This window comes from Pseudomonas sp. ANT_J12 (assembly GCF_008370045.1).
Taxonomy (GTDB): domain Bacteria; phylum Pseudomonadota; class Gammaproteobacteria; order Pseudomonadales; family Pseudomonadaceae; genus Aquipseudomonas.
In genome coordinates, this window is record NZ_VOBN01000014.1 from 13,394 (window position 1) to 29,391 (window position 15,998).

The following is a 15,998-nucleotide window of genomic DNA, read 5'->3' on the forward strand; positions in this document are numbered from 1 at the left end:
GTAAAGTCCGCGTCCATCAAAGGCAGGAGCCCACGATGGCCAAACGGTACGAACTTCCCGACGCAGCCTGGGATTTGGTTGCAGACATTTTCAGTGAACCCCGCCGAAACGGACGCCCACGAGCAGATGATCGGCTGATGCTCAACGGCGTGCTCTGGGTGCTCTGCTCGGCGCTGCCTGGCGCGACATGCCCGAGCGCTTCGGCCCATGGTCGACGGTGTATCAGCGCTTTCGTGACTGGCGCAATCGCGGGACATTCGACCAGATGCTTAAGCGGCTTCACATTAGATTGAACGAGCAAGGGTTAGTTGATCTGGAGACCTGGATGATCGATTCCACGGCGGTACGCGCAACCCGGGCCTCTTCTGGTGCTGGGAAAAAAGGGGGCCTGAAGAACCGCAAGACCATGCCCTCGGACGAAGCCGGGGCGGCCTGACGACGAAGATTCACATGCTGTGCGATGCCAATGGCGTACCGCTGAACTTTCTACTGTCCGGTGGGCAAGCCAGCGACATTGCCTATGCACAGCCGCTGCTGGATAACGCTTATATCCCAAGTTTGCGAGGACGCCCTCGCAAACGCTGCCGATGGTTGCTGGCCGACAAAGGCTATGACGCCGAAGCGTTGCGGCGCGGCGCTACTGCGACCGCTATCGGATGCAACCGGTCATCCCGCTGCGCACGATGAAGCGCAAACCCAAGCCGGGATTACCGAGACTGTTTGATCGCCCCAAATACCGACAGCGCAACATCATTGAGCGCATGTTCGGCTGGCTGAAGGAGAACCGCCGCATCGTTACGCGCTTCGACAAGCTCGCGAAAAGTTATGCGGCGATGGTCTCACTGGCTTGCGCCATGCGGTGTTTGAGACAGTACTTTTCGTACAGTGCCTAGCAGTGCGTCAGCTTCAAAGTAACCCATCACCGAGGTCACACTTCGATGTTCGGTCATGGCCATGACCTCTCCCAGCGGCACGCCCTGCCGCCCAGCCTCAGTCACAAAGCCTGAACGCAAGCTGTGTGCCGCCCAATTTCCTTCAAGTCCGGCGAGTTTCGCACGGCGCTGCACGATGCGCGCTACCTGGTCGCCCGACAACACGCCGGTACCAACCTTGCCGCCTTTATACAGGCGGCGAAACAGTGGGCCCTCTGTGGCTGGCGCCGCGGCCAGCCAGGCGGCGAGGGCGTGCGCCGCCGGGCAGCGTAGGGGTTTCTCGCGGCGCGTGCCGCCGGTGTCGGTCTTAGTGACGCCCAAGGCATACAGCCAGGTGTCGGCATCCAATGGGCGCACATCACCCATTTGCAGGCCCACCACTTCCGAACGCCGTCGACCGCCACCGCTCCAAGCCAGCAAGAGCAGGGCGCGGTCACGAACGCCGCGCACGCCGTCGTCGCAGGTAGCCAGCAACGCCTGCAATGGCTCGAGCACCATCGCGCTTTTCTTGCGCACCGACACGCCTTGTCGCGACTGGGCTTTGCGTGCCTCGCGCAGCAGTGTCTTCAGCGCTGGCGCCTCGCATGGGCTGTCCCACTCATTGATCCGGTGCCATTTACCGAGCACCGCCAGTCGGTGGCTCACAGTGCTAAATGCCAGCGGGCCGGGCTTTGCCTTAATGCCCGCGTCAACCAGCGCGGCGTCAATCGTCGGCGGTAACAAGTGCATCCACCCGCCATCGTCCAGCGGCCGCGCCAGGTGATCCAGTACAAACTGAAGCGCCACCGCGGCAGGCAACGGCGTGCTGCCCTGCGTGTGCCCATACCGCAGCTGCAACCAGGCTGACCAGTAGGCGAGGGCGCTGCGATAGCTGCGTACGGTATTGGCCGCAGTGCCGGCGGCAATAAACGCCGCCGCGGCTTCCTGGGCGTGCAGCGCCAAGGATTGCGGGTTAAGCGGCATTTCGTCGACCAGAGCCAGCTGATCTGTAATATTTAGTACGCTCAACGTATTATTAATCCACATCGAAGAAAATAACGTCGGATAACATTCTATTATCAGACCTAATATACGCGGAGCTAGGCTATGGCAGTAGGGGTGCCGGAAATCGAGGTGTTTGCTGCGGCGGATCCGGTATTGGCCCGCGGCGAACGGCGAACGGCGAACGGCGAACGGCGAACGGCCGACAGTCGAACGGGTGCGCTTGGAGTTGGGGCGTGGCAGCCCGGCGCGGGTTGGGGGTTTGCTCGATCAATGGTGGGCGCGCCTTTCCGAACGCCTGAGTGGCGAGACCCGCCTGCCGGCACTACCGGGAGACGTCTCACAGGCCTTTGTTCGGGTGTGGCAGCAGGCAGTTCTTTTGGCGCAGATGTTGCCGAGCAGGCAATCGTTAAGCAACACCAGGTGCTGGACACCGACGCGAACGGCTTGCGGCGGTAGAGGATCAGGAGCGTCAAGATGCGGCGTTGATTCGCCAGCAGGCGGGGCAGGCCTTGGCCGGGCATCAGGTAGCGGAGTTGCGTATGGCAGATCTGGAGCCGCTGTTGTCCCAACGCCAGACGCAGATCGAGGTCCTGCAACAACAGCGTGTAAATCTGGCGCACGAGCGCCGCGAAGCTCAGATGAATAACCAGATATTGCAGTAGTATCTACAGTCGCTGTGGCTCAAGGCCGAGCAGGAGCGCGTCGACCAGGAGAGCTACATTCGCGGAGTCGAAGATCGTGCGCACCGAGATGTCGACCGCGCAAGGGAGGAGGTTAAGGCGATTTCGACCTAATTCAAAGAGACAGTTCGGCACTTTGAGCAGTTGCAACGACGGCTGGAATAGATCCAAGTCGAACCCAGTCAAAGCCTGCAACGGGCAGTGGCGCAGCAAGCTCGTGCCGACACATTGGATCAGCAACTGGTGCAGGTGCGCCAGGCGCCTGTCGTCAAGCGTAAAGTGAGGGCAACAAAACATAAGGTGCCGATGAGTGATTCCTGATAGGTGATGATGTTATTGCGCCAGTATAATAATGTAATTGAGCCGCACATGAAGGTAAGTACTGGTTGGCGCTTTGCGGCGCAGATACTTGATGGTCCATTGACGAAAGATTACCGAGCGCTTTCGGGTGTCGGGCATTATTCGATCCACGGCTGGATGGTGGCAACAGACAGAAAACGGCGGATATCCCAAATAAGCCTGGCGCAATAGGTTTTCCTCGAACCCAACCGAGCTTTCTTCACCGTTGATAGGCGCAGTTTTTGCTTGTTCACCGAATTTTTAAATCGATATTGTAGTGATTCAGGGGGTAGTTTGATCTTTCGCCTTAGCGGTCAAAACAATTGCTCCGTCGACCACCTCAATGGTTAATTCGTCACCGATGATCAGTCCCATGCTCACGAGTAGGTCAGAAGGCAAGTCAACGATGACGTCGCCGCTTCCATCTTTAGGGTCTTGGCATTTCACGTTCCAGCGCTGAACTTCGATCATGACGTTATCCACAATTTGGGTTTGGTATGAACGATTCATTATGCTCGCAATGCCTTGGCCAGCTGAAGCGTGATTGCGCCGGCCGAGAGGGTGTCCCAGATTTTGTGTAAACGGGATTTCCATTAAACCGTTAATAGCCGATCTTTAAACTGGATACTGAAGCGATTCAACGACGCTTTCCAGTCCCGGATCGGCTTTGTCTACTTCTTGCTGATGTTGTTAATCTCCAGATAAAACAGCTTCATTACCGCCTCATCGGTCGGAAATGACGCACGGTTTTTAATCACTTTGCGCAGGCTCATGTTGATCGATTCGATGGCATTGGTGGTGTAGATCACCTTGCGGATCTCGGCTGGATAGTCAAAAAACGGGATCACCCGAGCCCAGTTTCCACGCCACGACAGGCTGATCGATTGGTACTCGGCGTTCTATTTGGCTTCAAATTCGCAGAGCCGTTGTTCAGCCATGTCAGCGGGGTCGAGGTATAAATCAGCTTTAGATCAGCCGCCACTTCCCGCTACGTTCTCCACGACACAAAGTTCAAGCTGTTGCGCACCATGTGAACGATGCACAGCTGAACGACGGCTTTCGGGTAAACCGTTTCAATCGCCTCAGGGAAGAGTTTTAGGCCGTCCACGCAGGCGATGAAGGTGTCCTGCACGCCCCGACTCTTGAGTTCGGTCACCACTTGCAGCCAGAATTTGGCGCCTTCATTTTGAGCGACCCACAAGCCCAGCACGTCTTTGTGACCGGCCATGTTGACGCCGATCGCCAGGTAAACCGCCTTGTTGCGCACGGCGCCGGCATCGCGGACTTTGATGTGAATGCAGTCCAGGTAGAGGATCGAGTACAGCGCGTCCAAAGGGCGGGCCTGCCAGAGCCTGACCTCGTCACTCACCGCGTCAGTAATCGCCGAGATCAGGCTGGGAGAGACGTCGGTGCCGTATATTTCCTGCAAATGCGCGTTAATTTCTCTGACACTCAAACCGCGAGCGTATAGCGAAATGACTTTGTCATCGAAGCCCGTCCAGCGGGTGTGATGCTTGACAACCAACTGCGGCTCGAAAGACGCTTATCGGTCGCGAGAGATGTCCAGCGGCAGCTCACCGAAGTCGCCCTTCAGGGTTTTACCGCTGTGACCGTTGCGCGCATTGGCAGCGGCGTTAGTGATCGCTGCGCTTTTGTCGTGCCCCATCCCCCAGCCTTGAGCCCGGCGTAAACACGCGGACGCTATTTTTATATCGACTCAGAGCTGGACGCACCGCCAATAGCGGTCGCATCAGATAGGAATATTTCTACCTCGTGGATCAGCAATACTCGGGCATGGACCAGTGAACACATCCATATTCCAAGGCGTGTGACACTGCCGCTGTGCTGCGCGGCAATCGCGTCCAAGTGATCGAATAGGCTCTGCATCAGAGTGGCGGTTGGGATGTTCAAAATTTCTGTTCGCAATGCCACCGTGATACGTCCCGCCAAATCAGCGCAACCAGGTGACACATTACGTAAGCACTCTATCCGCAAACGATACGGATTGGTGATGGTAAAGGGCATTACCGCGCTTCCTATCTGGGAAAGAGGCAACCTGTGGATCGACCACCGGCTATATGATGGTTGACCAGTCTATAGGGACGAGACGTTTCGTGCCCATCTTAAGGCCCTCCTGATGGCTGTAGATCACGGGCGCGTGACGTAGATTGCGGTCAGGATAGCCGGAGGTCTAGCTTCTGTTGATCAGTAAGGGCTTTTCACTTGATTACTACCCTATAGCTACGGAGGCGTTTGCAACGAATTTATCGCTTGGATGTGAAATGCTCCCCCGATGCAAATCGGTACAGCCAGTGGCCCCCCCAACGCACAAGCACGTCTAACATCAACAGGCACACATCGAAACTCCATAAGCCATCTCTGGGATTACTCAGAATGAAAACGCCCTTCACAATTTTATTTGCGCTTGTGCTATTGGCCCCGGTTTACGCCTGGTCCCAGCTCTCCAGTAGCCCAATTCCAAACTTTACGGCGACTGTGCTGACAGGCGAAAAAGTCAGTTCAGCCCAATTGATCGGCCAACCGACGATACTGATAGTTACGCCAAGCAAAGAGGCTGCGACGGACACCCGCCTATGGGCCGAGGCGCTGCGTAAAAATGTTAACCAGAGTGAGGTTCGTATCATTGACGTGCTTGCGATCGACCTTCCGTTTTTCATGAGCGAGGAAGATGCCATCGGCCGGGCGAAAGAAAAAATCCCGGCGCGCTATCAGGACCAAACCTGGATTTTGAGTAAGTCAAACCTTGAGACCGCTTTGAACATCCCGAGCAGTAGCGCCAAAGCATTCGTATTTGTTTTGAACACTCAAGGGAGCATTCTTGCCCGCGTCGAGGGCAAGCCGAACAATGCCAAGCTCATGGATATAAAACAGGCTCTTCGCTCGATCAAGTAGGGAGAACTTTGTTGGATGCAGCATCACTCATTTGAGGTTGGCGAATTGGAGAAACACCTTGAGAACTTTGCTGCTGAAGTATTGGTATCGTCTTCGGTCTAGTTTCTGGTTTGTACCAACAACCATGGCATGCTTGGCCGTAGCTTTGGCTTTCTCCTGCGTGGCGCTCGACAAAACCGTTACTGACGATTGGTTGCAGCTAGTTGGCTGGAGCTATTCAGGTGGGGCCGAGGGTGCGAGCTTGGTGCTAAGCACTGTTGCGGGGTCGATGATAGCCATTGCCGGGACTGTGTTCTCGATGACATTGGTGGCGCTGTCGCTTGCTTCGTCACAGTTGGGCCCACTTTTGATGCGCAACTTCATGCGCGACACCGCTAACCAAGTGGTGCTTGGCACCTTTGTTGCGACGTTTGTGTACTGTCTGCTCGTCCTGCGAACCATCCGTCGTGCGGACGAGGTGGCATTCGTACCTCATCTCTCCGTCAGCATTGGTGTGCTGCTGGCGATTATCAGTGTTGGAGTGCTGATCTATTTTATCCACCACATATCGGTTTCGATCCAGGCAGATCAGGTCGTTGCGCGAGTCGGCCGCGAACTCAACGGAGGGATCGACAGTTTGTTTCCCGACGACTTTGGAAGTCCCGGTTCTGAAGCCTCAAACCCCGTAATCGAAGCTAACCTGCCAGCAGTGTTCGCTGGCGACGCTGCTGTGGTGAGAGCCCTTGATGACGGCTATCTCCAACTGATCGATGCTGACGTCCTGATGGCGTTGGCCATCAAGGAAGATCTATTAATTCGGCTTGAGCGCCGGCCTGGGCATTACCTCATTAAAAGCAGGGCGATGCTAATTGTCTGGCCTGCTGAGCGTGTTAATGAAACCTTGGCGGCCAAACTGCAAGCCGCCTTCGTACTGGGTAACCAGCGAACTGCTGCACAGGATGTGGAGTTCTCCTTCCAGCAGTTGGTCGAGATTGCTTTGAGAGCGCTGTCTCCGGGCATCAATGACCCATTCACAGCTGTCGCCTGCGTGGATCGACTAGGATCGGCCCTCTGTCGATTAGCCCGACGGGACATCCCGTCCCCCCTACGATTCGACAGCGAAGGGCGACTGCGGGTGATCGCGCCAGGATCCACGTTTACAGGCATCGTGGACACTGCGTTCAACCAGATCAGGCAAAGCGGGCGGTCGAACCCGGCGGTGGCTATCCGCATGCTCGATGCCATCGCCCAGATTGCTGACCATGTGCATTGTTCGCAAGACGCGGACTGTCTCCAGCGTCACGTCAACATGATCGTCAAAGGGGCGCGAGAAGCAGTGCCGGATCCGGAGGACGTGAGCGCCGTGGAGATGCGTTATACAGCGACAACACTAAGGTTGCGTGAGGTTCGGTGCTGACCGAACGATGTGTCTTGTCTTAGATAGATCAGATGTGTTTCGAGTTTATATTTCATTCCTGCGATGTCAGACCATCGGTTCAAATAACATGTCGCGAGCGATGCCAACCAATTTGGTAGAGTGGGGAACCATCATGTTTTATTGAGCTGATCATTCGATCAGCGTTCTGCGACATCGCAGGGAATCACCTTCTCTACCAATTTTCCAACCGATATTCCCTGGACCAGAATCGAAAAAGCCACAACCTGGTACGTCAGGGCCACCACAACATCGCGAGCTTCGCCTCGCGGCAGCGACAATGCTAGTGCCACTGATATTCCGCCGCGCAGCCCTCCCCAGGTCATTACACTCCAGGCGCCTTTGGGAAGCCTGAAGCGTTGACCTAATACTGCAATCGGAGCCCCGACTGTCAGCAATCGAGACAGTAGAGTCAACGCTATGACCATCATGCCCGTAGCGAGCAGTGGACTGGAAAACTGAATCAGAACCACCTCCAAGCCGATGAGCACAAACAACACGGCGTTCAGGATTTCGTCGATCAACTCCCAGAACATGTCGAGATTTTTTTCGGTCTGTTCGGACATCGCGTGGGATCGCCCTTGATTACCTATGATCAGTCCCATTACCACCATCGCCAGCGGTCCGGATACATGTAGGTGCGTCGCCAAGGCATAACCGCCGAGCACAGCAGCCAAGGTAATGAGGACTTCTTCCTGATAGCTGTCGATGCTCTTGAGCATGCGATAAGTGATGTAACCGAAGGCGGCGCCTAAAAGGATGCCTCCCCCCGCCTCTGTCAATAAGAGTTGCGATGCGTTGCTGATTGACGGTATGTCCCCGCTTGCGATGATCGCCAGAATTAGCGAAAACAGGACGACGCTGACGCCGTCATTGAACAGAGACTCTCCCGAGATCACCAATTCAACACTATTTGGTGCGCCCGCTGACTTGAGAATGCCCATTACAGCAATTGGATCGGTGGGGGAAATCAATGCACCGAACACCAAACAGTAGGAAAGCGGCAACTCCAAGCTGGTCAGGGATAACAATCCCCAGAGCCCGAAGCCTATGAGCAGGGTCGATAGTGTGGTCCCGATCACTGCTAAAGATGCAATCTGCCATTTGTAGGCACGCAGCTCAGACAAGTCGATATGCAGTGCACCAGCAAATAGCAGCAGCGACAACATGCCTTGCATTAACAACTCGGAAAAATCGATGGACTCGACCAGCGATTGCTCCAATGTGTGCAAGGCGTGGAAACCCAGCGCGTCGGATGCCATGTTTATCAATGACAAGCTCAAGGCAATAGCCATTACGCCGATGGCGGAGGGTAGCCCCACATAACGACGGTTGAGGAAGGCAAGCACAGCTGTGATGCAGAAGAAAGCCGCAATAGTGTCCAGCATGGCCTGATGACTCCATTTCAAAGGGCAATTATTTCGTCCGAAAGAAATTGCCAGCGGACAGATAGATCCTCTGCCTATGAAGCGTAGGCAAACCGCGTCCTGCCACGTCGTTTTTAGCCTGACTGGTCATATTGGTGACGTTGTTGACGCGTTTGCTGACGGGTGGGGTTCCGATTGTGGTCATCGGGCGGCGCGCTCGGTTACCCAAAAGTCCTGGAGTGTGCTGACCTGGGGTGGCCTTCGCGGCGGCATATCGGTGGCACTGGCGTTGTCGTTGCCGCGCGGCGAAGCTCGCGATTTGGTGGTTTCCCTAACTTATCTTGTCGTGGTGTTTTCCATACTGATCCAAGGTATGTCCATAGGTATATTGGTCAAGCGAGTGAATCCATGCGGCAAAGGATGAAGGTCAACCCGTAATCCCCATGGAGGCTCTCGGGATTGGTTTCCGTTCGATTTGAACTATTGCGTGCGTCGCCAACTCAACCGCATTGAGGTACATCCATATACCACAGACCTCGCGGTACGGAATGGACGCTGGATGATGTGGCGTGTCGCTTCTCTGCCGTCCCCATGGCCACTCATCGCCGCGAATACGCAGTGATCGCGCAGCTGCAACGCAGAGGAGCATGAAGATGCAAATCGGCATGATAGGACTCGGTCGTATGGGCGCCAGCATGGTGACCCGCCTGCTTCGCGGCGGCCATGACTGCGTGGTCCACGACCAAGCCCCGGAAGGCATCGCACGCCTCGTAGCGCTCGGCAGCACGGGCTCCACGTCGTTGCAACAGTTTGTCGAATTATTGACGCCGCCGCGTGCGGTCTGGCTTATGGTGCCGGCTGCGGCCGTCGATACACTGCTCGAACAACTGACGCCTCTGCTGCAACCGGGCGACATCATCATTGATGGCGGCAACTCGCACTACCACGACGACCTGCGCCGTGCTGAGGCTCTGGCGGCGTTGAATATTGCCCATGTGGACGTCGGTACCAGCGGAGGAGTGGCAGGCCTTGATCGCGGTTATTGCTTGATGATCGGTGGCGGCAAGGAGCCGGTGCAGCATCTCGCACCGGTTTTCGCCACGCTGGCTCCTGGGGCCGGCACCGCGGCGGCGACACCTGGCCGCGACGCGTGCCATAGCAGCGCTGATCAGGGTTGGCTGCACTGTGGGCCGCATGGTGCAGGTCACTTCGTCAAGATGGTGCACAACGGGATCGAGTACGGCGTAATGGCCGCCTATGCCGAAGGGCTGAATATCCTGCGCCACGCGAATGTCGGCTCGCGCGAGCACACCGTCGATGCGGAGACGACGCCGTTGCGTTGCCCCACTCACTATCAATACGAGATGGACCTGCCGAAGATTGCGGAAGTCTGGCGGCGCGGCAGTGTGATCGGTTCATGGCTACTGGATCTCACCGCCGCGGCTCTAGCGGCTGACCCCACGCTAGGCGGTTATGAAGGCCGTATATCGGATTCCGGTGAAGGACGCTGGACGGTGCAAGCGGCCATCGACGAAGCCGTGCCTGCACCGGTTTTGAGCGCGGCTTTGTATGCCCGCTTCGGCTCGCGCGGCGATGCCGATTTCGCCAACCGCGTGCAGTCAGCCATGCGTCATGAGTTCGGCGGCCATGTCGAGAAGTCCCTTCAGGATCCCGCCGGCGGAGACCTGAAATGAACTCCGACCTCACCGATTCGCACATGCCGTCCGCCGATGTATTGGTCGTTTTCGGTGCCACCGGCGACCTGGCGCATAAAAAGATCTTCCCTGCGCTTTACGCGATGTGCCAACGCGGTGCACTCAAGATGCCGGTAATCGGCGTTGCCTCGTCAAAATGGAGTGTCGAGCAACTGCGTACGCGAGCCCGCGAAAGCATCGAGCACATTTGCGGCGAAGTCGATCCGACTGTGCTGACCAGCCTCTTGTCGGCGCTGCAATATGTCTGCGGCGACTACGAAGACGCGACCACCTTCGATGCGCTGCGCCTCGCCCTGCTAGGCGCGCGGCACCCAGCGTTCTACCTCGCAATCCCTCCCGCACTTTTTCCCACGGTCATCCGCGGCCTCGAGGCCGCCGGATTGGCCGATGGTGGGCGAGTCATCGTCGAAAAACCGTTCGGCCGCGATCTTGCTTCGGCGCGTGACCTCAACCAGATTGCACGGGATGCGTTCCCCGAAAACGCGATCTTTCGCATTGATCACTTCCTGGGCAAGGAAGCGATCATGAACATCCTTTACTTGCGTTTCGCCAACGCCTTATTTGAACCAATCTGGAATCGCAACCACATCGCGAGTGTGCAGATAACACTGGCCGAGCATTTTGGTGTCGACGGCCGCGGCGCATTCTATGAAAGCGCGGGGTGCCTGCGTGATGTGATGCAAAACCATCTGTTCCAGATTGTCGCGCTGTTGGCGATGGAACCGCCAGCAAGCCGCAATTTCGAGGCCGTGCACCGTCATAAAACCGATGTTTTCTCTGCGATGCGGCCACTGGGCGCCGACGACATCCTCCGTGGGCAGTACCAGGGCTACCGCGACGAGCCGCAGGTCGCAAGCGACTCTGATGTCGAAACTTTCTGCGCCCTGCGCCTTTATATCGATTCCTGGCGCTGGGGCGGGGTTCCCTGGTACCTCCGCTCAGGCAAGTGCCTGCCGATCTCCGCCTGTGAAGTGGTGGTGCGCTTCAAGCCGCCGCCGCAGAACCTTTTTTGCGACGCCTCGATGGGCGAGGGTGCCAACTATTTACGCTTCCATTTGTCACCACATTCGACAATCGCGCTCGCCGCTCGCGTCAAACGGACCGGCAAGGAGTTTGTCGGCGTGCAGCGAGAGTTCTTGCTACTTCAAGAGGAGTCCGGCGAGCAGTCCCCATATGAACGTCTGTTGAGCGACGCGATAAGCGGCGACGGCGCGCTGTTTGCCCATGAAGACACCATCGAATCCTCCTGGGCGGTTGTCGCCCCTGCGCTGGTCGATCCCCCCCCGGTCCACCTCTACGTCGCGGGCTCCTGGGGCCCGCCAGCTGCGGACCTTTTCATGTCCGCTGATGGCGGCTGGCACAACCCCGAAAAGGCGAGCTGAATCGTGCCCTTGCGCATTGAAGATTACGCGATGATCGGTGACTGCCACACCGCTGCGCTGGTGGGCCGCGATGGTTCGATTGATTGGCTATGCTTGCCTCGTTTCGACTCGGGCGCCTGCTTCGCCGCCCTTTTAGGTGGCCCAGAGAACGGTCGCTGGTTGATCTCGACACGCGATGAAGCCACGAAAGTGAGTCGTCGCTACCGCGAAGGCACGCTGATCCTGGAAACAGACTTTGAGACAGCGTCGGGTGCCGTGCGCGTGATCGACTGCATGCCGCTGTCAGACGAGCGGTGGGACGTGTTACGCATCGTCGTGGGCCTGCGGGGACGCGTCGCCATGAACATGGAACTCATCATTCGTTTCGACTATGGCTCCATTGTTCCCTGGGTGAGTCGGAGCGACGGTACGCTGTTCGCGACTGCCGGGCCAGACACGATCGAGTTGCATACACCGGTGCACACGCGCGGTGTGCAAATGACTACGCGGGCCGATTTCGAGGTTGGCGCCGGTGAACGTGTACCTTTCGTGCTCAACTACCGGCCGTCACACGAGCCCGTTCAACAGGTCATCGACGCTGAAAGCACGCTTGTGCAGACCGAGCACCACTGGCAGTACTGGTCACGGCACTGTCGTTTCGAGAGCCGTTGGCAGGAAGCGGTGCTGCGTTCCTTGCTAACGCTCAAAGCGCTCATCTTCCAGCCCACGGGCGGCATCGTGGCGGCGCCAACCACCTCACTGCCGGAGCACCCCGGGGGTGTGCGCAACTGGGACTACCGCTATTGCTGGCTGCGCGACGCGACCTTCACGTTGAACGCCTTGCTGCTCGCCGGCTACACCGGCGAGGCGGAGGCTTGGTGCGGCTGGCTTCTGCGCGCCGTGGCAGGCAGCCCGGCCGACATGCAGATTCTGTACAGTGTGACCGGCGAGCGCCGGCTGGAAGAGAGAGAACTCTCTTGGCTGCCCGGCTATCTGCAGGCTGCGCCGGTTCGCATCGGCAACGCAGCGGCTGAACAGTTCCAGCTCGACGTTTATGGTGAGGTGATGGACACCCTGCACCTGGCGCGCGCGGCAGGGCAGGTGCAGCTCCCGCATGCCTGGGACATCCAGCGAGCCTTGCTGGACTTCCTCGACAGTCATTGGCAAGAGCCTGATGAAGGCATCTGGGAGGTCCGTGGGCCGAGGCGCCACTTCACCCACTCCAAGGTGATGGCTTGGGTCGCCTTCGACCGCGGGGTCAAGGCCGTCGAACGCTACGGCCTGGAAGGTCCGGTTGAGGCCTGGCGTCGTACCCGTGACCAGATCCACGCGCAGGTGTGCGAAGCGGGGTTCGATGTGAAGCGCAACTGCTTCGTTCAGTACTACGGCAGCACGGCGCTCGATGCCAGCCTGCTGCTGATTCCACTGGTGGGCTTTTTGCCGCCGGACGATCCCCGTGTGAAGAGCACGATCGCCGCGATCGAACGGGAACTGGTCGTTGATGGCCTGGTGTTGCGCTACCGAGTCGATACCGCGACGAGTGTCGATGGCCTTCCTCCTGGCGAAGGTGTCTTTTTGCCCTGCAGTTTTTGGCTAGCCGATTGCCTCGCTGTCATCGGCCGTCGCGTCGAGGCTGAAGCGCTGTTCGAACGCCTACTTGCGTTGCGCAACGACGTTGGCCTGCTGGCCGAGGAATTCGATCCCCGGAGTGGTCACATGCAAGGCAATTTCCCGCAGGCGCTTAGCCACATGGCGCTGGTAAACACCGCACACCTGCTTTCGCTGGCGCCGGATCAGATCGATGAATCGAGCCGCAAAGGCGAGCGTCCGGTTACCGCTAAGGAAGTGCCATGAGCACTCCGCGAAAGTCAGTTCAACCGAAGATCCTCGTCGTCGATGTCGGCGGTTCACACATCAAATGCCTGCTCAGTGGCGAGACGACTCGGCGCAAGTTCAAATCCGGGCCAAAACTCACACCGCAGCAGATGGTCGCCGGGATACTCAAGATTACCGCCGACTGGCGTTTCGATGCGCTGTCGATCGGCTACCCCGGTGTCGTCACTCAGGGCGCCCCGGCGCTGGAGCCGCACCACTTGGCGCCAGGGTGGGTCGGCTTCGATTTCGAGGAGGCGTTCGGCCTGCCGGTACGTATCGTCAACGATGCGGCAATGCAGGCCCTCGGCAGCTATCGGGGCGGTAAAATGCTGTTCCTGGGCCTGGGCACCGGCCTGGGGTCCGCGCTGATTTTGGACGGGCATATCGTGGCGATGGAGCTTGGTCACTTGCGGCGTAGTAAGCGGCATGATTATGAAGATCTGCTCGGCAAACGCGGCTACAAGCGCCTAGGTAAGAAGAAATGGCGGCGCAAGGTACATGCCGTCGTCGAAGGCTTTTGCGCGGCACTGATGCCCGACGAAATCGTCATCGGCGGCGGACAGGCCGACCGGCTCAAGACACTTCCACCCCGAAGCCGATTGGGCAATAACGCGGCGGCCTTTGTGGGCGGGTTTCGCCTGTGGGACACGTCGCCGCCGGCCAAGTCACCAAGCGCTTATAAGGATCTTTCGTGACCGCGAGTTCGGCATTGCATCAAAGCGGCAGGGATAAGCGCGATTAATCGTTTATCCCATTCAGGTGGCAATAATCGTTCCAGTCCATTTCTACCATTTCTGCGACTTCACGATGGAACTCCATGGTCAGGCATTTCAGTTCTTCGGGAGATTCAGATATCAGTGTAAGCGTCAACTCCCACACCTCTATTCCCAGACGTATAGCCTCTTGTTCAAAGGCTGACTCAATACACATTTTTTTTTCGTCTTGACTCAGTCCCTGGACAGCATCATTGAGCGATGAGTCGCCGTTGAAAAATTTGGAGAGCGCTAATTCTCTTCGTAAATCATCTGAATTCATCAGTTCTTCCAGTCTTGTGAGACGTCCAGGATTTTTGCCTTGGCGTGGTATGACGATCGACCATCGTCAGGCAGTTTCAGTCTCCTCGAACCAACCGAGAATCATTTGAGTAAAAAACAAATGCACCGTATCCCACCAGCGTGTCCACCAACTGCCTGGCTCACCGTCCTCAAGTGCTATCAAGGGCCGGCTCCCCAGTTTTTTTCCAGCATCGTACAGTTCCAGTTTTCCAAGGACGGTGCCCATAGCGATAGGTGCTTCGAGCGGTCCATCAATCTCTATGCGTGTCTCTAAATCCCGATTTTTATTCTTGGGCAAGGTGAGGGTCATGTCGTCAAGTAATCCCAGAGCGAGCGATCGATTTTTACCTTTCCAGAGCGCAGACCACGTGAGAATTTCCCCGGCTTTTTTGTAGGTTTGAGTGTCGTAGAAGCGAAAGCCGTAACCCATCAGTTTTTCTGTTTCTGCTGTGCGCTTTAGGGTACTGCTAGCGCCGAAAATCACACTGATCAAACGTCGCCCGCTTCGGTGGGACGAAGCCACCAGGCAATAGCCAGCCGCCTCGGTATGGCCGGTTTTCAAACCGTCGAAGCTTGCGTCGCGCCATAACAGTAGGTTGCGGTTGGCTTGGCGTATTCCATTCCAGGTGAAGTGTTTTTTGGCGTATAGCCCGTAGTAATCACTACCTTCACTGATGATCGCGCGAGCCAATGTTGCCATGTCCCGGGCAGATGAATAATGCTCTGGCTCAGGCAACCCTGTGGAATTCATGAAGTGTGTGTTGGCCATCCCCAGAGTAGTCGCGGTCGAGTTCATCATCCCAACGAAGACGCCTTCCGTTCCGGCCACATGTTCGGCGAGCGCAACGCTTGCGTCATTCCCCGAGTCGATGATCACCCCACTAAGCAAGTCGTGAACCGAGACCGAACTGCCGGGATCAAGAAACATGCGTGAGCCGCCGGTACGCCAGGCATTTTCGCTGACCGTGACCATGGCATCAGCGCTCATACGCCCGGCCTTGATCTCACGACTGGTGACAAATGCGGTCATCATTTTCGTCAGGCTGGCTGGCGGTAGATGCATATCACTGTTGTGGCTGGTAATGACGGTACCCGTTTCAGCATCGACCAGTATCCAGGCTTTGGCGCCAAGCTTCGGCGCGGCAGGGATCATGGCCCCTTGAGTGTTATTGTCAGCCAGAGCAGGGCTAGCCCAGGCGAGCGGCGCTGTTACACAGAGAGCAGTGAGCATGAGCAGGAACAACAGGTATTTCACAAGCAAAAGACCTTGGGGCAGCAGAAAGTGCCGCCAAGCTAGCCCCCAGGGCAGGGGGGCTCAAATTAAGCTGGATTAAGTTAAATTTAATGTTCGGTCTCCGATAAG

Annotated in this window: 13 protein-coding genes and 3 pseudogenes; 9 read left to right on the forward strand and 7 right to left on the reverse strand. The window is 57.2% G+C overall.

Going from position 1 to position 15,998, the window contains the following annotated elements; genetic code table 11:
- The first annotated feature begins 35 nt into the window (after positions 1–35).
- Positions 36–893 (forward strand): annotated as a pseudogene (locus FQ192_RS23825) (IS5 family transposase).
- On the opposite strand, the gene FQ192_RS23830 reads toward FQ192_RS23825, so the two are convergent.
- A complete protein-coding gene (locus FQ192_RS23830) occupies positions 840–1,940 on the reverse strand; it encodes a tyrosine-type recombinase/integrase (RefSeq protein WP_256672352.1) in 1,101 nt (366 codons plus the stop codon). The pseudogene FQ192_RS23825 and the gene FQ192_RS23830 sit on opposite strands and share 54 nt — an antisense overlap.
- A 78-nt stretch (positions 1,941–2,018) precedes the next feature.
- On the opposite strand from FQ192_RS23830, the pseudogene FQ192_RS23835 reads away from it, so the two are divergent.
- Positions 2,019–2,917, forward strand: a pseudogene (locus FQ192_RS23835) (DNA-binding protein).
- A gap of 300 nt (positions 2,918–3,217) precedes the next feature.
- Here the strand turns inward: FQ192_RS23835 and FQ192_RS23840 are convergent.
- The 3 genes and pseudogenes from FQ192_RS23840 to FQ192_RS23850 all read right to left on the reverse strand — a co-directional run bounded on the left by FQ192_RS23840 (position 3,218) and on the right by FQ192_RS23850 (position 4,960).
- Positions 3,218–3,406: an AbrB/MazE/SpoVT family DNA-binding domain-containing protein gene (locus FQ192_RS23840; RefSeq protein ID WP_149660750.1), complete on the reverse strand. Its 189-nt coding sequence runs from the start codon at positions 3,404–3,406 to the stop codon at positions 3,218–3,220.
- Between the two features lie 122 nt (positions 3,407–3,528).
- Positions 3,529–4,601, reverse strand: a pseudogene (locus tag FQ192_RS23845) (IS256 family transposase); the annotation flags it as partial.
- Positions 4,602–4,642: 41 nt separating this feature from the next.
- On the reverse strand, positions 4,643–4,960 hold the full coding sequence (locus tag FQ192_RS23850; protein WP_101206710.1) for a hypothetical protein: 318 nt from the start codon (positions 4,958–4,960) through the stop codon (positions 4,643–4,645).
- A gap of 369 nt (positions 4,961–5,329) precedes the next feature.
- Between FQ192_RS23850 and FQ192_RS23855 the strand changes: the two genes are divergently transcribed.
- Positions 5,330–5,848, forward strand: coding sequence for a peroxiredoxin (locus FQ192_RS23855; RefSeq protein WP_149660751.1), 519 nt, complete (start codon positions 5,330–5,332; stop codon positions 5,846–5,848).
- 58 nt (positions 5,849–5,906) lie between these two features.
- Positions 5,907–7,244, forward strand: a complete 1,338-nt coding sequence (locus FQ192_RS23860; protein ID WP_149660752.1) for a DUF2254 domain-containing protein — start codon at positions 5,907–5,909, stop codon at positions 7,242–7,244.
- Positions 7,245–7,402: 158 nt separating this feature from the next.
- On the opposite strand, the gene FQ192_RS23865 is transcribed toward FQ192_RS23860, so the two are convergent.
- Complete coding sequence (locus tag FQ192_RS23865; RefSeq protein WP_101206713.1) at positions 7,403–8,650, reverse strand: sodium:proton antiporter; 1,248 nt, start codon at positions 8,648–8,650, stop codon at positions 7,403–7,405.
- A 76-nt stretch (positions 8,651–8,726) separates the two neighbouring features.
- Between FQ192_RS23865 and FQ192_RS23870 the strand changes: the two genes are divergently transcribed.
- The 5 genes from FQ192_RS23870 (at position 8,727) to FQ192_RS23890 (ending at position 14,275) form a co-directional block, all read left to right on the forward strand.
- Positions 8,727–9,053, forward strand: coding sequence for a cation:proton antiporter (locus FQ192_RS23870; protein ID WP_256672353.1), 327 nt, complete (start codon positions 8,727–8,729; stop codon positions 9,051–9,053).
- A gap of 229 nt (positions 9,054–9,282) precedes the next feature.
- Positions 9,283–10,323, forward strand: a complete 1,041-nt coding sequence (gnd, locus tag FQ192_RS23875) for a phosphogluconate dehydrogenase (NAD(+)-dependent, decarboxylating) (protein ID WP_149660753.1) — start codon at positions 9,283–9,285, stop codon at positions 10,321–10,323.
- On the forward strand, positions 10,320–11,726 hold the full coding sequence (gene zwf / locus FQ192_RS23880; RefSeq protein ID WP_149660754.1) for a glucose-6-phosphate dehydrogenase: 1,407 nt from the start codon (positions 10,320–10,322) through the stop codon (positions 11,724–11,726). The genes gnd and zwf overlap by 4 nt, the downstream gene beginning before the upstream one ends.
- Before the next feature lie 3 nt (positions 11,727–11,729).
- Positions 11,730–13,559 carry a glycoside hydrolase family 15 protein gene (locus FQ192_RS23885; protein WP_149660755.1) on the forward strand — a complete coding sequence of 610 codons (1,830 nt, stop codon included), beginning with the start codon at positions 11,730–11,732 and terminating at the stop codon, positions 13,557–13,559.
- Positions 13,556–14,275, forward strand: a complete 720-nt coding sequence (locus FQ192_RS23890) for an ROK family protein (protein WP_149660756.1) — start codon at positions 13,556–13,558, stop codon at positions 14,273–14,275. The genes FQ192_RS23885 and FQ192_RS23890 overlap by 4 nt, the downstream gene beginning before the upstream one ends.
- Before the next feature lie 43 nt (positions 14,276–14,318).
- Here FQ192_RS23890 and FQ192_RS23895 read toward each other — a convergent pair whose 3' ends face one another.
- Together FQ192_RS23895 and FQ192_RS23900 are read right to left on the reverse strand one after the other, a co-directional pair.
- Entirely contained in the window at positions 14,319–14,615 is a 297-nt protein-coding gene (locus FQ192_RS23895; protein ID WP_149660757.1) for a DUF6388 family protein, read from the reverse strand.
- Positions 14,616–14,681: 66 nt separating this feature from the next.
- A complete protein-coding gene (locus tag FQ192_RS23900) occupies positions 14,682–15,866 on the reverse strand; it encodes a D-alanyl-D-alanine carboxypeptidase family protein (protein ID WP_149660849.1) in 1,185 nt (394 codons plus the stop codon).
- Between the last annotated feature and the right edge of the window lie 132 nt (positions 15,867–15,998).